This is a genomic window from Polyangium sp. 15x6 (assembly GCF_029960785.1).
Taxonomy (GTDB): Bacteria; Myxococcota_A; Polyangia; order Polyangiales; family Polyangiaceae; genus Polyangium.
In genome coordinates, this window is sequence record NZ_JASBQE010000124.1 from 1 (window position 1) to 14,427 (window position 14,427).

12 protein-coding genes and 1 other RNA gene are annotated in these 14,427 nt (G+C 68.7%); 7 read left to right on the forward strand and 6 right to left on the reverse strand.

What is annotated here, in order from left to right:
• Positions 1-394: 394 nt before the first annotated feature.
• On the reverse strand, positions 395-601 hold the full coding sequence (locus tag QHF83_RS46685; protein WP_282424622.1) for a hypothetical protein: 207 nt from the start codon (positions 599-601) through the stop codon (positions 395-397).
• Here QHF83_RS46685 and QHF83_RS46690 point away from each other — a divergent pair.
• The 3 genes from QHF83_RS46690 (at position 591) to QHF83_RS46700 (ending at position 3,263) form a co-directional block, all read left to right on the forward strand.
• Complete coding sequence (locus QHF83_RS46690; RefSeq protein ID WP_282424623.1) at positions 591-968, forward strand: hypothetical protein; 378 nt, start codon at positions 591-593, stop codon at positions 966-968. The two genes, QHF83_RS46685 and QHF83_RS46690, sit on opposite strands and share 11 nt — an antisense overlap.
• Positions 969-1,018: 50 nt before the next feature.
• Positions 1,019-1,425: RNase P RNA component class A (rnpB, locus tag QHF83_RS46695), an RNA gene on the forward strand.
• 188 nt (positions 1,426-1,613) lie between these two features.
• Positions 1,614-3,263, forward strand: a complete 1,650-nt coding sequence (locus QHF83_RS46700) for a hybrid sensor histidine kinase/response regulator (protein ID WP_282424624.1) — start codon at positions 1,614-1,616, stop codon at positions 3,261-3,263.
• A 17-nt stretch (positions 3,264-3,280) separates the two neighbouring features.
• On the opposite strand, the gene QHF83_RS46705 is transcribed toward QHF83_RS46700, so the two are convergent.
• From QHF83_RS46705 to QHF83_RS46720, 4 genes are all read right to left on the reverse strand, one after another.
• Entirely contained in the window at positions 3,281-4,795 is a 1,515-nt protein-coding gene (locus QHF83_RS46705) for an SBBP repeat-containing protein (protein WP_282424625.1), read from the reverse strand.
• Between the two features lie 522 nt (positions 4,796-5,317).
• The gene (fdhF, locus tag QHF83_RS46710; protein WP_282424626.1) at positions 5,318-8,167 is read right to left on the reverse strand and encodes a formate dehydrogenase subunit alpha; all 2,850 of its coding nucleotides are present in this window, start codon (positions 8,165-8,167) and stop codon (positions 5,318-5,320) included.
• Between the two features lie 117 nt (positions 8,168-8,284).
• Positions 8,285-8,788: a hypothetical protein gene (locus QHF83_RS46715; RefSeq protein ID WP_282424627.1), complete on the reverse strand. Its 504-nt coding sequence runs from the start codon at positions 8,786-8,788 to the stop codon at positions 8,285-8,287.
• Between the two features lie 106 nt (positions 8,789-8,894).
• Complete coding sequence (locus QHF83_RS46720) at positions 8,895-9,560, reverse strand: hypothetical protein (protein ID WP_282424628.1); 666 nt, start codon at positions 9,558-9,560, stop codon at positions 8,895-8,897.
• 565 nt (positions 9,561-10,125) lie between these two features.
• On the opposite strand from QHF83_RS46720, the gene QHF83_RS46725 reads away from it, so the two are divergent.
• From QHF83_RS46725 to QHF83_RS46735, 3 genes are all read left to right on the forward strand, one after another.
• Positions 10,126-10,791 carry a hypothetical protein gene (locus QHF83_RS46725; RefSeq protein WP_282424629.1) on the forward strand — a complete coding sequence of 222 codons (666 nt, stop codon included), beginning with the start codon at positions 10,126-10,128 and terminating at the stop codon, positions 10,789-10,791.
• A gap of 90 nt (positions 10,792-10,881) precedes the next feature.
• Positions 10,882-11,919 carry a low-specificity L-threonine aldolase gene (gene ltaE, locus QHF83_RS46730; RefSeq protein WP_282424630.1) on the forward strand — a complete coding sequence of 346 codons (1,038 nt, stop codon included), beginning with the start codon at positions 10,882-10,884 and terminating at the stop codon, positions 11,917-11,919.
• A complete protein-coding gene (locus tag QHF83_RS46735; protein ID WP_282424631.1) occupies positions 11,916-13,037 on the forward strand; it encodes a tetratricopeptide repeat protein in 1,122 nt (373 codons plus the stop codon). The genes ltaE and QHF83_RS46735 overlap by 4 nt, the downstream gene beginning before the upstream one ends.
• 9 nt (positions 13,038-13,046) lie before the next feature.
• Here QHF83_RS46735 and QHF83_RS46740 read toward each other — a convergent pair whose 3' ends face one another.
• The gene (locus tag QHF83_RS46740; protein ID WP_282424632.1) at positions 13,047-13,436 is read right to left on the reverse strand and encodes a hypothetical protein; all 390 of its coding nucleotides are present in this window, start codon (positions 13,434-13,436) and stop codon (positions 13,047-13,049) included.
• 280 nt (positions 13,437-13,716) lie between these two features.
• On the opposite strand from QHF83_RS46740, the gene QHF83_RS46745 reads away from it, so the two are divergent.
• On the forward strand, positions 13,717-14,400 hold the full coding sequence (locus QHF83_RS46745) for a hypothetical protein (RefSeq protein ID WP_282424633.1): 684 nt from the start codon (positions 13,717-13,719) through the stop codon (positions 14,398-14,400).
• The last annotated feature ends 27 nt before the right edge of the window (positions 14,401-14,427 follow it).

Here is a 14,427-nt window from a genome sequence, read left to right on the forward strand (position 1 = left end):
CCGTTGCCGACAAGCCCGGCGAGCATGCCGACGAAGACCCCAGCCGTTGCCGACAAGCCCGGCGAGCACGTCGACGAAGACTCCAGCCGTTGCCGACAAGCCCGGCGAGCATGCCGACGAAGAGCCCAGCCGTTGCCGACAAGCCCGGCGAGCATGCCGACGAAGAGCCCAGCCGTTGCCGACAAGCCCGGCGAGCATGCCGACGAAGACCCGAGCCGTTGTCGACAAGCCCGGCGAGCACGTCGACGAAGACCCGAGCCGTTGTCGACAAGCCCGGCGAGCATGCCGACGAAGACCCGAGCCGTTGCCGACAAGCCCGGCGAGCATGCCGACGAAGACCCCAGTCGTTGCCGACAAGCACGGCGAGCATGCCTTCGACCTCTCGGCACCGCGTTCACGGTCCACCCATCGACTTCGCCTGACCGCCCCGCCCCTTCAGCGGCCCCCGCGCGCCCTCCTTCGCTGCCGCCCCGGGGTGCTCCTTGGCCTCGACGAGCGCCGCGATCGCGAGCTCACGCTGGCCACGCGCCGCGAGCGCCCTGCCCTGTTCCCGCAGGATCGATCCGAAGAGAGCGCGCGCGGAAACCTCCTTGCCGGCCACCGCGCCCCGCGCCGACCGCACCGCGAGGTCCGTTCGGCCCGCCCGCGCGAGGGCCAGCGCAAAGGCCGCTCAGAAGCGCGGCGGCGCGCAAGCGGCCCTCGATCTCGAAGCGAAGGCGACGGCGCTCCGTGTCGCGGCCAAGGCCAAGGCCGAGCCGAAGGGGACCCCTGTCGAGACCGAGACGCTGGATCTCATCGACGGGATCATCGTGAGCCTCGCGCGGACGGCGCGCGAGGCGGCCGAGGCGGCGGCGCGGGAGCTCGGCGAGCCCGCGATTGCGACGGCGTTCGAGCTCTCGGCGCTGTACAAACGGCGGGGCAGGAAGAAGGCCGACGAGCCGAACGGCGGTGGGCCGCAGGGCAGCTAGAACGACGACATCTCGACTTCCGGATCGGGGGGCGTTATCTTCGCCGTGTCGCAGCGGAGCAGGTGATCGCCGGCGGGTTTCCGCGGGAGGAAAGTCCGAGCTCCGCAGGGCAGGGTGCCGGGTAACGCCCGGTGAGGGTGACCTCGAGGAGAGTGCAACAGAGAGAAACCGCCGGCTCGAAGGTGCCCTCGTGGTGCTCGTCCAGTCGGTAAGGGTGAAACGGTGGGGTAAGAGCCCACCGCACCTCCGGTAACGGAGGTGGCTAGGCAAACCCCACCCGGTGCAAGGCCGTGTAGGGAGGCGATGGGATCGAGAGGTCCCGAGAGGACGGCCCGTCCGATGCCTCCGGGTTGGCTGCTGGAGGCACGTAGCAATGCGTGCCCTAGAGGAATGATCGCCGACGCTCCGGGGGTGACCCCGGGGCGAGACAGAACTCGGCTTATGAGCCGCTGCGACCGAGGGGCTCCGATCGAACGATCGGGGCCTCTCGCTTTTTTGTCGCCGCGCACGAAGCGAGCGATATCAGCCGTCGCGAGCGGGCTCGTCCATTCATGTTTTTTCAGGGCATGACAGGGACGTCCTCGCCTGGCGTGGCCTCGCTCGTATGTTACGTTGCAGCACCCCCGTTCGTCATCCATTCACCCAATGCAGGAAATCATCACCCCCGAAGCGCCTCCCGCGCGCTCCACGTTCGCCGTGATCTGGCCGTGGTTGCTCGCGATCTCCGCAGCCGTGGCCTCGGTCTCGATTGCCGCAATGCTGATCCGGCCGCTCGGCGGCCTGTTCCTCTTCGGGCCGATCGGGATCATCGCGCTGCTCGCGCTCGTCGTGGGGTTTCTTCCGAGCCTCGTTTCGCTCGTCGTCTCCGCGGTCGGCTTCGGATTTCTCTGGTCCGTGACGACGTCCGGGGACGCCCATTCGGATTCCGTATCTACGTACGTATCCAGGCTCGTCGTGTTTTTCGTGACCGGCGTGGTCGTGATTCTCGTCATGGGCTCGGAGCGCAGGTTGCGGCAACGCGCGCAGGCCGAGCGTTTGCTCGCCGAGCGCTCCAGGCTGGAGGCCGAGCGGGCCGCCGCGACGGCTCGGGCGTCACTCGCGGCGCTCCACGAGAGCGAGGAGCGCCATCGCGTTCTCGCCGAGGCGCTGCGGGAGGCCGATCGTCGCAAAGACGAGTTTCTGGCCATGCTTTCCCACGAACTCAGAAACCCATTGGCTCCGGTCCGCAACAGCCTCTACGTGCTCGGCCGCGCAGCGCCGGGGAGCGAGCAGGCGAAGCGCGCCGAGCGCGTGATCGAGCGGCAGATCGTCCACATGACGCGGCTCATCGACGATCTGCTCGACGTGACGCGTATCTCGCGCGGCAAAATCCTCCTCCAGCACGGGCCGATCGAGCTCTGCGAGCTCGTCTATCGCGCCGCCGAGGATCACCGCTCGGTCTTCGAACAGGGCGGGGTGACGCTCGGCGTGGAAGTACCGGTCCGGCCCGTCTGGGTGGACGGCGACGGGACGCGGCTCGCGCAGGTCGTCGGCAATTTGCTGCACAATGCGGCCAAATTCACGGATCGCGGGGGGCGGGTGCACGTCACGGTCTCGCGCGCGGAGCCGGCGCGGGCGTCCATTTGCGTGAGCGACAACGGCGCCGGCATCGCGGCGGAGATGTTGCCGAGGTTGTTCGATGCGTTCACGCAGGCCGACCGGACGATCACGCGGAGCCGCGGGGGGCTCGGCCTCGGCCTCTCGCTGGTCAAGGGCCTGGTGGAGCTGCACGGCGGTGCCGTGCGCGCCGAGAGCGACGGACCGGGGCGGGGCGCCACGTTCACGATCGAGCTGCCCGTGCGGGAGCCCGTGGCCTCGAACGGCGCGGCGAGCGTGTGCCGCGAACCGCACCGCTGCAGCCGCATCCTGGTCATCGAGGACAACCACGACGCGGCCGCGAGCCTGGCCGAGGCGCTCGCGCTCGGGCAGCGCGACGTGCAGGTGGAGGTCGCCCACTCCGGCTCCGAGGGGATCGAGAAGGCGCGGCTCTTCGATCCCGAGGTGATCCTGTGTGATCTCGGTTTGCCCGAGATGAATGGCTACGAGGTCGCGCGGGCGCTCCGGTCGGATTCTGCGCACCGGGACAGGATCCTCATCGCGCTCACGGGGTACGCCTCGCCCGAGGATCGGAAGCGCTCGCGGGCGGCTGGCTTCGATCGGCATCTCGCGAAGCCGCTGGATCTCAAAACGCTGGATCGGCTCCTCGCGGAGGTCTGTGGTCCCGCCCGGCCCCCCGGGCGCGCCTCCGCGGCGTAGGCTCGTCTGCTCGAGCGTCAGGGGCCCAGGAACTTCGTGAGAAAGCCGTACCCGTAGCCGGAGTAGCTCGGCTGCGCGGCGTTATGGACGGGGAAATCCGTGGAGGTCGTGCGACCAGCCACGAAGGCGTTTCCATGACCATCGACGGCGATGCCGAACGAATAATCGATGCCGCTCCCGCCCAGATACGTCGCGTACGCCGCCGCCGATCCCGAAGGATTCAGCTCCATCAAGAATCCGTCGAAGGAGCCGTGGTGAGACGTCTGAAGCGCATTCGCCGTCACTGGGAAGCTGGTCGATTCCGCCACCCCCGTGACGTACGCCTTTCCGCTGCTGCTCACGGCGATGCTGGGGAAGTCGTACCCGCTCTCGCCGCTCCCCACCCAGGTGGAGTACAAAAGGGCGCTGCCAGGCTCGTTGACCTTCGTCACGAATACGTCTAGTTGATGGGAAAGTCCGCTCTTGGCGCTGCGGAACGCGCCCGGCGTCGTGGGGAAGTTGGTGGACCACGACGTTCCAACCACGTATGCATTGTAAGCGCTGTCCACCGCGATCCCGACCCCGGAGTCGCCGTAGCTGCCTCCGATCAGGGTCGAATAATAAGGCGCCGACCCGTTCGGGACGAGCTCGGTGACGAAAACATCATAACCCCACCAGGGGTCACCGGGGTTCCTCTGATATGCGCCGGGCGTCGTCGGGAAGGGGAGGCCGGCGACGTTCGGTAGAGGGGTCGTGCTCCCGACGACGTAGGCATAACCGGCCGCATCGACGGCGATGTCCATGGCGGCGTCGTAGCCGCTCCCTCCGAGGTACGTCGAGTACACGAGGCTCGAGCCCGCCGCATTCAGCTTCGTGACGAATGCATCCGAGTCCCCGTGGTGTGCTTGCTGCATTGCCCCTGGCGTCACGGGGAAATCGACCGAACGCGTCTCGCCCGTCACGTAAGCATTTCCCGCGGAATCCACGGCGATTCCGTTCGGCTGGTCATCACCGCTACCGCCGAACCGGCTGTAGTAGGCGAGCGCATTGCCCGCGGCATTGAGCTTCGCGACGAGGATCGTCTGCGTCGGGCCGTACGAATCGGTCTTCGCGAGCACGTACACGCATCCCGCTTTGTCCACCGCGACATCCCGGACATCCTCCCAGCCCTCGCCGCCGAAGGTCACCGTCCACAAGGGCACGCCGCTGGCGCTGTATTTGGCTACGAAGATATCCTGGCTATCGGAACCCGCCACGTACACGTTCCCCGCCGGGTCCACCGCCGGCTTGGTGCGCCAGTCTTGTCCCGTTCCTGCGACGAACGTCGAGAACCCCAGCGAGCTGAGCGCCTCCGTCGCCTCGGCGACGTTCTCCTCTTCGTCCACCACGTCGGAGCCGCCGCCCACCTCGACCTCCTCCCACTCCTCGACGACCATCTCGTCCACAGGCGCGCAACCCAGCATCACAGGCGCGAGGCAGGCCAAACAGAGCCCCGCAGCCGTCCATCGGCCCGTCGTCATCATCGCTTTGCCCAAGGTATGCGCAGGATTCATCGTGTGCCTCCAGTTGTCGGAGGCAGCATTGGCAGGAACCGGGCCAACGCTCGGGAAGCGGAAATAGCGGGTAAAAGCCCGAGCGGGTTTGGCCGTGGAGGGCGGCTGACGCGTCAATCGCGCGCGGGTGACGGCAACGGGACCGCTGACGCGTCAGCTCATGGGGTCTCATCTGGGAGGCGCTTCGCTGGGGCGTTGCCCCAGGCCCCACCAGGGGCTATCCGCCCCTGGACCCGGACCAGCGCAAGCGCTGGACCCGAGGTCGATGAACTGCGCGATGCGCAGTTCATCGAACAGGCCGAGGCAAGAGCAGCTACGACCCTGCCAACCAAAACTGCCGCGCGGACCTCTCAGCCGGCAACGCCGTCCCTGGTCTTCCAACGGGCCCGTTGGAAGAACTGCGCGGAGCGCAGTTCTTCCACCCTCGGTCCAGGCCGTGCCTGGTCCGGGTCGAGGGGCGGACAGCCCCCGCGGGGTCCGGGGCAGCGCCCCGGCGAAGCGCCTCCCAGATGAGACCAACGCTCAGGCAGGTGGCAAGGCCTCCGCCGTGTCGCCGGAGGGGCGCGAGAGGCGGACCGCGCAGAACTTGAATTCGGGGATCTTTCCGAAGGGATCGATTGCGTCGATCGTGAGCACGTTGGCGGCGGCCTCGCGGAAATGGAACGCGATGAAGACGCTGCCGACGCCGACCTTCGTGCTCGATCGCGCGACGAGCTCGATCGAGCCGCGGCGCGAGGTGACGCGGACGCGCTCGCCTGGACGAACGCCGAGGCGGGCGAGGTCCTCGGGGTGCACCTCGACGAAGGCCTCGGGGGCGATGGCGTCGAGCGCGTAGGAGCGCCGGGTCATGGTGCCCGTGTGCCAGTGTTCGAGCAGGCGGCCCGTGTTGAGGACGAACGGATACTCGGCGTCGGGCGTCTCGCGGGCTGGCGTGTATTCGCAGGGCACGAGCTTTCCGCGGCCGTCGGGGGTCGGGAAGCCGTCGTCGAAGAGGATCTGGACGCCGTCCTTGGCCGAACGATCCGGCGCGGGCCAGAGGCGGCCGGCCTTGCCGAGGATGTCGTAATCGAGGTTCTGGTAGGCGTCCGTGAGCGAGGTGAACTCGTCGAAGATGTCGGAGACCTTCGTGTACGGCATGGGATAACCCATGCGGTTCGAGATCTCGCAGACGATCTGCCAGTCGAGCCGCGCCTCGCCCGGCGGTTTCAGGGCGGGGCGGCCGATCTGGACGCGGCGATCGGTGTTCGTGTAGGTCCCGAGTTTTTCGAGGTAACTCGTGGCCGGGAGGATCACGTCGGCGAACTCGGCCGTCTCGGTGAGGAAGATGTCCTGCACGACGAGGAAATCGAGCTTCGCGAGGGCTTTTTTGACCTTGTTGACGTTGGGATCCGAGAGGAACGGGTTTTCGCCCATGCAATAGAGGGCCTTGAGCTTGCCTTCGAGCGCGGCGGTCGTGATTTCGGTGACCGTGAGGCCCGGCTTCGGGTCGAGCGGGACGCCCCAGGCGCTCTCGAATTTGGCGCGGATGGCCGGGTCGGCGACGCGCTGATAATCGGGGTACATCATCGGGATGAGGCCGGCGTCGCTCGCGCCCTGGACGTTGTTTTGCCCGCGCAAGGGGTGCAGGCCCGTTCCGGGCCGGCCGACGTTGCCCGTGACGAGGCAAAGCGAGATGAGGCAACGCGCGTTGTCCGTGCCGTGCGTGTGCTGGGAGATGCCCATGCCCCAGAACGTGATCGCCGCCTTTGCAGAGCCGTACGCCCGCGCGATCTCGCGGATGAGATCCGGCGCGACGCCGCAGATCTCGCTCGCGACCTCGGGGCTGTAACGCGCCACGGTTTCCTTCAGGGCCTCGAAGCCGGTCGTGTGGTTTTCGACGTAATCGGCGCGGTACAGGCCCTCGGCGAGGAGGACGTGGAGGATGCCATTGTAGAATGCGACGTCGGTGCCGTTGCGAATGCGGGCGTAACGCCAGGCGTATTGCGCGACATCGGGGCGGCGCGGGTCGACGACGATGAGCTTCGTGCCGCGCGCCGCGGCCTGCTTGAAGAAGGACGAGGCGACCGGGTGGTTCGCCGTGGTGTTCGTGCCCGCGAGCAGCGCGACGTCGGCCTCGGCGATGCCGGCGAACGTGTTCGTGACGGCGCCCGAGCCGATCGTCTCGAGCAGCGCGGCCACGCTCGACGCATGGCAGAGCCGCGTGCAATGGTCGACGTTGTTCGTGCCGAAGACGGCGCGCACGAGCTTCTGGAAGACGTACGCCTCCTCGATCGAGCATTTCGCCGAGCCGAAGCCGGCCATCGCCGCGGGGCCGTGGGTATCCCGCGCCTCGCGCAGGCGGGTCGCCACGAGGTCGAGCGCTTCGTCCCAGCTCGCCTCGCGGAATGCGGGCAGGACGTCCTCGTATCGCACGAGGTGCCCTTTCCGGCGCCCGCCGCGCGCCTCTTCGGGCGCGTCGGAGAGCGAGCCTTTCGGATATCGCACGCGGACGAGCGGCTTCTGGAGCCGCTGCGGGTGCATGGCGTAATCGTAGCCGTATCGGCCCTTCACGCAGAGCCGCTCGTGGTTCGCCTCGCCGTCGCGGCCGTCGACGTACACGATGCGATTCGCCTCCTCGTCGACGTTGTACGTGAGCGCGCAGCCGACGCCGCAATAGGGACAAACGCTGTCGACCTGCTTCAAATGCACGCGCGGCGCGAGCGGCGCGCTCACGGGCTTGTTGACGAGCGCGCCCGTGGGACAAACGGCCATGCATTCGCCGCACGAGACGCACGTGCTCTCGCCCATCGGGCGATCGAGGTCGAAGCCGATCCGCGCGCCATAGCCCTTGCCCGTCCGGCCGATGACGTCGTTGTGCTGGATCTCGTCGCAGCCGCGGACGCACCGATCGCAGAGGATGCAGGCGTCGTGGTGGACGGAGATGACCTTCGACGAGCCGTCCTCGCCGCGGCCCTTTCCGTGGGGCAGGCGGCTGCCATCAACGCCGTAGCGGCGGGCGAGCGCGTAAAGCTCGTTTCCCCCGGTGGTGCTCTCCTTGGGGCAAACCTCGGGCTGGTCGCTCATGAGCAGCTCGACGAGGACCTTGCGCTGGCGCTCGACGCGTGGTGACGCCGTGGCGACCTTCATGTTCGGCTCGCAAGGCCGCACGCACGAGGCCGCGAGCGTCCGGCCGCCGACGTCGACGACGCAAAGGCGACAGACGCCGACGGGGCGGAGGCGCTCGTCGTGGCAGAGGACCGGGATGTCGATGCCGAGGGCCTTCGCCGCTTCCCAGATGGTGGTGCCCTCGGGGACGGTGACGCTCTTTCCGTCGATCGTGAGCGTGACGGTGCGCGGGGTCGTGGCCATCTCCGGTGCCGCGGGCGCTTGCATGCGGCGGATTGTGGCACGAGGAGGCCCGGACAGAAGCCGTGGAAATGCATCGGCTCGCCGCGTCATGAACACGCGGGCCGCGTCAAGCAGAGCAGAGCGGACGGACGGCGACGACCGTCATTCGCAGCCCATTCCTTCGGCGGGCAGGCCGCAGGTGGACAGCCAGTCGAGCAGGATCTGTTTGTCCGCCTCGGGGAGCGTGGCCATGAGGGGCATGAAGCCGCTCTCGACGACCTCGGCCATACGCACGAAGCGGGGCTTGGTGGTCATGCCATGGGGCAGGCGGGTGTCCTCGTACGTGAGCAGCGAGTAAGGCGCGTTGTTGAGTGGCGGCGATTGGTGGCAGCCGTGGCAGTGCGTCTGGAGGACGGTGAAGACGTCGCAGGGGAAATCGCCGGTGGCCGGCGTGTCCTCGCAGGTCGGGCCGGCGTCGCCGCCCCCGCCGCCGCCCGCGCCGCCGCCCCCGTCGCTCGTCGGGAGGGGAGGGATCGGAGGGCTGCCAGGCGGGACACATTGCCCGCCGAGACAGCCTTCTTCGAGCTCCGCGGTGCACGCGGGGCCGAGGACGGCGAGGAACGAGAGCAAGGCGAGCGGCGCGAGTCGACGGAAAAGGAGAGGCATTGCGGGAGAATAGCGCAACCGGGCGGGCGTCGGGTGGTGGCTTTCTCGGAGGAAACGCGCCACGCGCCGCGCTCGCCCGGGGGCGAGGGCCTTCTATCTCACTTGCTCACTTGCAGGTCTCGGACATCGCGATCGTGTGCTTGCAATGCTCATCCGCCGCATCCGCGTCGGTCGCCGCCACCGAGAGGTGATAGAGGCGGCACTCGGTCGTATTGCCGCCCGTGAAGTTCACCGCGTTGTACGGCATGCCCGCGGCCGTCCACGCCATGCACGACGTCATGCATTCGCCCTCCTGCGGCCACTCGGTCGGGCAGGTCTTCACCGCGAGCGAGCAGAAGGCCTGGCAAAGCGAGCCGCACATCGCGCCGCCGCTCGGGCCGCCGTGCTGGCAGTGCGTCGCCGGATCACCCGTCGCCGCGCTCGTGTGATAAATGCGACACTGCATCGTGTTGCCGGCGGCGTCGCCGTCCTTGCCGTCGGCCGGGAGGCCCGTGCAGCTGCCCATGCAGCTCGCCTTGTCGGCATACTGCTGGTATTCGCCCGCGCAGTTCGTCGCGATGTCCGTGCAATACTTGTCGCAGTCGACCGCGTTCGCGCCGCCGCCCGCGCCGCCCGCGCCGCCCGTACCGCCCGCGCCGCCCGTACCGCCGGCCGCACCGGAGCCGCCCGTACCGCCGGAGCCGCCGCTGTTCTCATCGCCGCAACCCGTGGCCGCGATGAGGGAGATGGAAGCCAGCAACGCACCCAGGAAAACAAGGCCATGTTTGGTCATGTAAAGCACTCTCTCCGTTCCGACCAGAACGTCGAGCCTGGGCGTCCCCCGTGCGAAATTCGCTCGCAAAGCGGAGCACGTCCATGGCGAAAGGAGGTCGGAGTCCCTCGCATACGCGCAGCGGGACGCGGCGGTTGCATGCCTCGATGTCCGCGAGCCGTGTGCGAATTTGGGTGGCAGTGATTTTGCTCACGATCCCCGGAGCTCCCGATTTCCGGGTCATCGCTGCGCCATAAGGTCGACACCGGGGGCGCGTTGACTCTCTGCGGTTTCGAATACGAATCAGGGGCAGCCGGCAGAATCTGAAAAGAATGGAGTCGGACCGACGGAGGCTCTTTCCGCGACGGGAAACTGCGACTGCGCACTGGCTCTACCGTGTCCGCGCCGCACACCGATCCGACCTGCGCGATACGGAAATGCAATCGGCGTCGGTCACATGGAAAGAGCTGCTCGCCCGCTCTCGCCTCCCGACCGTCCAGGGTCTTCGTCCTCCGTCCAGGTTGCTCGTCAGGCGTACATGGCGGAGTCCAGGCGTCTGGTCCGGCGATTGCTCCGAATCCCGAGCATGTCGACGCGGTCCTCGCCCAGCAGGAACGTTCTTGCCACGAAGAGCGAAGGAACAAGCGACGCGGCGCCCGTCTCGTCGAACCGGGGCAGCGGCATCCGTCGCGCGGTCCTCCCCGAGCCCCTGCCGCCGCCGAGCGACGCGCTCGCCGCGGCGCTGACGTTGCTCGAGGGCGTCGCCTCCCGGCGGATGTGCCGGGAAGAGCTGCGCTCGTGGATCGACCGGAACCTCGTGCACACGGGTTACATGGCCCGTCCCTGGCGCATCCAGGAGCCGCTCTTCGGCGCCCTGCCCGCCGACAAGCACTGCAGCTCGTTCCTGCCCGAGATCCCGCCGACGGACGAGACGGCCGCGATCCTCGTGCGCACACGCGCGCGCGTGGTCGGGCAGCTGCGCGGGCTGCTCCAGTCGCCGGTCGACGACCGCTTTCTGTCGGCCGCGATCTTCGCCGGTCGGGTCCGTCGGGTCGTCGTGGGCGAATCGATGCAGTGGGTGCCGCGTCCGCGCAGCCACGACATCCTGAGCGATATCGTGACGAGCCTGTTCGTTTCGGACATCCTCGGCCGGCGGGAGTTTTACGCGCAAAACCTGTGCGTTTGCGACACCTGCGGCCGCGTGCGTTTCGACCCGGAGCCGCCCCAGCGCGACAAGTGCTTCTTCTGCTAGCACGCGCTGCGCAGCGCCCCGCCCGCCCGTCCCGCGCCCCGCCCGCGAACAAGGCGTTGCCAAGCGCGCTTTTCCAGGTGAAGTAGGGGCATGATCGATCTGCGCTCGGATACCGTGACGCGGCCCACGGCCGCGATGCGGGAGGCCATGGCCCGGGCCGAGGTGGGCGATGACGTGTACGGGGAAGACCCGACGATCACGCGCCTGGAGAAGGTGACCGCCGAGATCACCGGCAAGGCGGCGGCGCTGTTCGTGCCGAGCGGCACGATGAGCAACCAGATTGCCCTGCTCTGTCATACGCAGCGCGGCGACGAGGTGATCATCGGCGAAGGCGCGCACTGCGCATTCTACGAGTCGGGCGCGGGCGCGGCCTGGTCCGGTGTGCAGTTCGAGATCGCCGGGCGCGGCGGGCTGTTCGGGCCGGACGAGCTGAAAGAGGTCATCAAGCCGCCGTACGACTACCACCCGCGGCCGCGCGTGGTCGCGCTGGAGAACACGCACAACCGGGCGGGCGGTCGGGTGTTTCCGCAGCGCGACGTGCTCTCGATCGCGGAGGTCGCGCGGGCGCACGGGCTCGCGATGCACCTCGACGGGGCGCGTGTGTGGAACGCGTCGGTGGCGTCGGGGCTCTCGGTCGCGGAGCTCTGTGCACCGTTCGACACGGTGAGTGTTTGCTTCTCAAAGGGTCTCGGCGCGCCGGTGGGATCGGCGCTCTGCGGCGACGCGCAGACGATCGTACGCGCGCGTAGGTTCCGGAAGATGCTCGGCGGCGGCATGCGGCAAGCCGGCGTGCTCGCCGCGGGCGCGCTTCACGCGCTCGAACATCATCGCGCGCGGCTCGCGGAAGATCATGCCGCTGCGCGCGTGATCGGCGCGGCGATCCGCGAGGTGTCCGGGGCGTCCGTGCGCGAGGTGGAGACGAACATCGTGCAGATCGATCTGCCCGTGGCGGCCGACGAGCTCGTGGCGGCAGCGCGCGCGCGTGGCGTGCTCGTCGGAGCATCGGGCGCGCGGCGCGTGCGCGTGGTGACGCACCTCGATCTGCCGGCCGCGCGTGTCTCCGAGGCCGCCGCTGCGCTCGCCGACGCGACGCGCGAGGTGGTCACGCGAAAGGCGACGCCCACGTGAGCGCGCGGCGTGGCTTCGGGTTCGTCCTCGCGTGGTGGCTCGTGGGGTGCGGGCCGAGCCTCGGCGACGCATACGAGCGCTCGTTCGCCGCGGGGCAGAGGGCGTATCACGCAGGACGCTACGAGGAGGCCGCGAAGAGCTACGACGAGGCCGCGCGTGTCGCCGAGCGCGTGAAGGATCGCGACGAGGCCCTCTTCCTCGTGGCGCGCATGCACGAGCGGCGCGGCGCGCACGCCGAGGCGAAGGTCGCGCTGCAGAAGCTCGCGGAGACCTCGCCCGACGGGCCACGCGCAGGCCGCGCCGCGTTCGAGCTCGCCGATCTCGAGATCGAGCACGGCGACGCGGAGCGCGGCTACGCGATGCTGTTCGACGCGACGGCGAAGCACACGAAGAACGGCCTCGCGCGGAGAGCGGTGAAGCGGCTCGTGGAGCACGAGCGCGAGCGCGGCGGCGACGAGGCGGTGCTCGCATGGGCAAAAGGCCCGGCGCGGATCCTCCGCAACACGGACCTCGAAGAGAACGTCGACTACGAAGCGGCGTTCGCGCTCGAGCGGCTCGGGCGCCTCGCGGAGGCCCGCGATGCGCTCGTCGCGCTCTCACGCGCGCATCCGTACCCGTTCGGGACGCTGACGGACGACGCGCTCTGGCATGCGTCGCTGATCGAGGAGAAGCTCGGGCGCTACGAGGCGGCGATCGATCATTTGCGCACGCTGCTCGCGGTGCGCGAGTCCTCGCACCTCACGGGCAGTTACGAGCGTCCGCGTTTTTCACCGGCGCAGATGCGCGTCGCGGAGCTCTACCGCGATCGGCTGCACGATCATCGCGCCGCGCGCCGCGAGCTGCACAAGCTCTACGCCGATCATCTGACGTCCACGCTACGCGACGACGCGCTCTGGGCCGAGGCGCGGCTCGCGCGCGAGGACGGCGACGCCGGCGAGGCTTGCGACCTCGCCGAACGCTTGCGCAAGGACTTTTCCGACTCGCGGTACGCGCGCTGCGCGCACCTCGTCTGCGACGAGATCAGGCCCGCGCCGAACGAAAAGCCGTGCGCGGGCTACATCGAGCGAGAGGCGAGCGGACAGAAGGACGAGGAGCCAGCGGATCCCGGGGACAACTGACGGCGGGCGTCAGTCCTCCTCGTCGTCCTCTTCCTCGAGCTCCTCGTCCTCGTCGTCGTCGAGGTCGTCGTCGTCGTCGAGGTCTTCGTCGTCATCGACCTCCTCCTCGTCCTCTTCTTCACGCTGCTCGTACTTGAGATCGATGCCCATCTCGCCGAGCTGCGTTTCGAGGAGCTCGAAGAGCTCGTCGACGTCGTCGCCACTCCACTCGTCGAGGACGTCGGTCAAGAATTCGAAGAAATCACCGCTGTCGAGCCGACGCTCGATCTCTTCGACCTGCTCCTCGCTGAACGCCTCGAGGACGTCTTCGCGCAGGGCCTCTGTATCGCCTTCGTCGATCGCGTCCGCAGCGGAGAGGCGGATCTGCTTAACCGCACGCTTGTCGAGGTGGATCTCCATGAGCGTGGCTCCGTTTAGGCGACCAACCATGGCGACGTCAAGCGCGCCGATGATCGGCGAAAAGGTTTCCGAGACGTTGGCGCAGGCGCGCGCCGCGTCAAGGCGAGAGCTCCCGGAGACCATCGTGACCAGGCGCCCCCCGTCCGTCGCATCGGGCCACGCCTTCCTCGGCCTCGCCCGGAGCGGAAAGGGGAGGAGTCGAGAGGCGCCGCCCCCGCCGGGCGCTCCGGCGCGCGCGGCAGGTTGCGGGCTCGCGCGCACGCGCGTAGCGTGAGCGCCGGTGAGCGCGCGACGGCTCTTCGGTCTGCTCCTCTGCGCCTCTCTGCTCGCCGCCTCCGGTCCGGCGCGTGGTGAGCCGAGCGCCCCGCTGCCTCCCGCGAACGAGCCTCTGCGTGTCCTCGGGGGTGTCCGTCCACCGCCGCTCCACGTCGAGTACTTCCAGTACGGCGTGGCGATCGTGGCCGAGACGAACCTCGACGCGGGCGCGGTCTGCGCGCCGCAAGGTGGAAAGGCCGCGCCGTGTATCCTGGGCGGAGCCGGGGGGCTCGCGATCCGCGGCGGGTATCGATCCGCCGGGCCCTGGTACATCGGCGGCGCTTACCAGTTCGCGAAGATGGACTCGAGCAATCTCTACCGGCTCGGGATCTTCCAGCAGCTCCGCTTCGAGATGCGCTACCTGCCGGACTTCGGGACGCGCGCCGCGCCCTACGCTTCCTGGGGGATCGGGGCGCTCGCCTACGGGAACGAGTGGGGCGTCGAGACGGGCGGCGGGCTGCTCTTCGGGGGCCTCGGCGTCGAAATCGAGCTTTCCCGGGTAGCGATCCTCGGCTTCGGTCTGGTCTATCGACCGATGCTCATCGCTGGATGGACCGATACGGCGGGGGCCGTCCGCGCCACGGGTGTGGCGCACTTTCTGGGGGCCGAGTTCCAGTTCGAGCTCCGCAGCGAGATCGGGCGCAGGTAGCTCGGAGCGGGCCGCGGGGCGCGGTTT

Excerpts from the sequence above, each read along its gene's own strand:
- QHF83_RS46715 (WP_282424627.1), bottom strand. The coding sequence starts at position 8,788 with ATGCCTCTCCTTTTCCGTCGACTCGCGCCGCTCGCCTTGCTCTCGTTC.
- ltaE (WP_282424630.1), top strand. The coding sequence starts at position 10,882 with ATGATCGATCTGCGCTCGGATACCGTGACGCGGCCCACGGCCGCGATG.
- QHF83_RS46740 (WP_282424632.1), bottom strand. The coding sequence starts at position 13,436 with ATGGAGATCCACCTCGACAAGCGTGCGGTTAAGCAGATCCGCCTCTCC.
- QHF83_RS46720 (WP_282424628.1), bottom strand. The coding sequence starts at position 9,560 with ATGACCAAACATGGCCTTGTTTTCCTGGGTGCGTTGCTGGCTTCCATC.
- QHF83_RS46700 (WP_282424624.1), top strand. The coding sequence starts at position 1,614 with ATGCAGGAAATCATCACCCCCGAAGCGCCTCCCGCGCGCTCCACGTTC.
- QHF83_RS46705 (WP_282424625.1), bottom strand. The coding sequence starts at position 4,795 with ATGAATCCTGCGCATACCTTGGGCAAAGCGATGATGACGACGGGCCGA.
- QHF83_RS46725 (WP_282424629.1), top strand. The coding sequence starts at position 10,126 with ATGTCGACGCGGTCCTCGCCCAGCAGGAACGTTCTTGCCACGAAGAGC.
- fdhF (WP_282424626.1), bottom strand. The coding sequence starts at position 8,167 with ATGCAAGCGCCCGCGGCACCGGAGATGGCCACGACCCCGCGCACCGTC.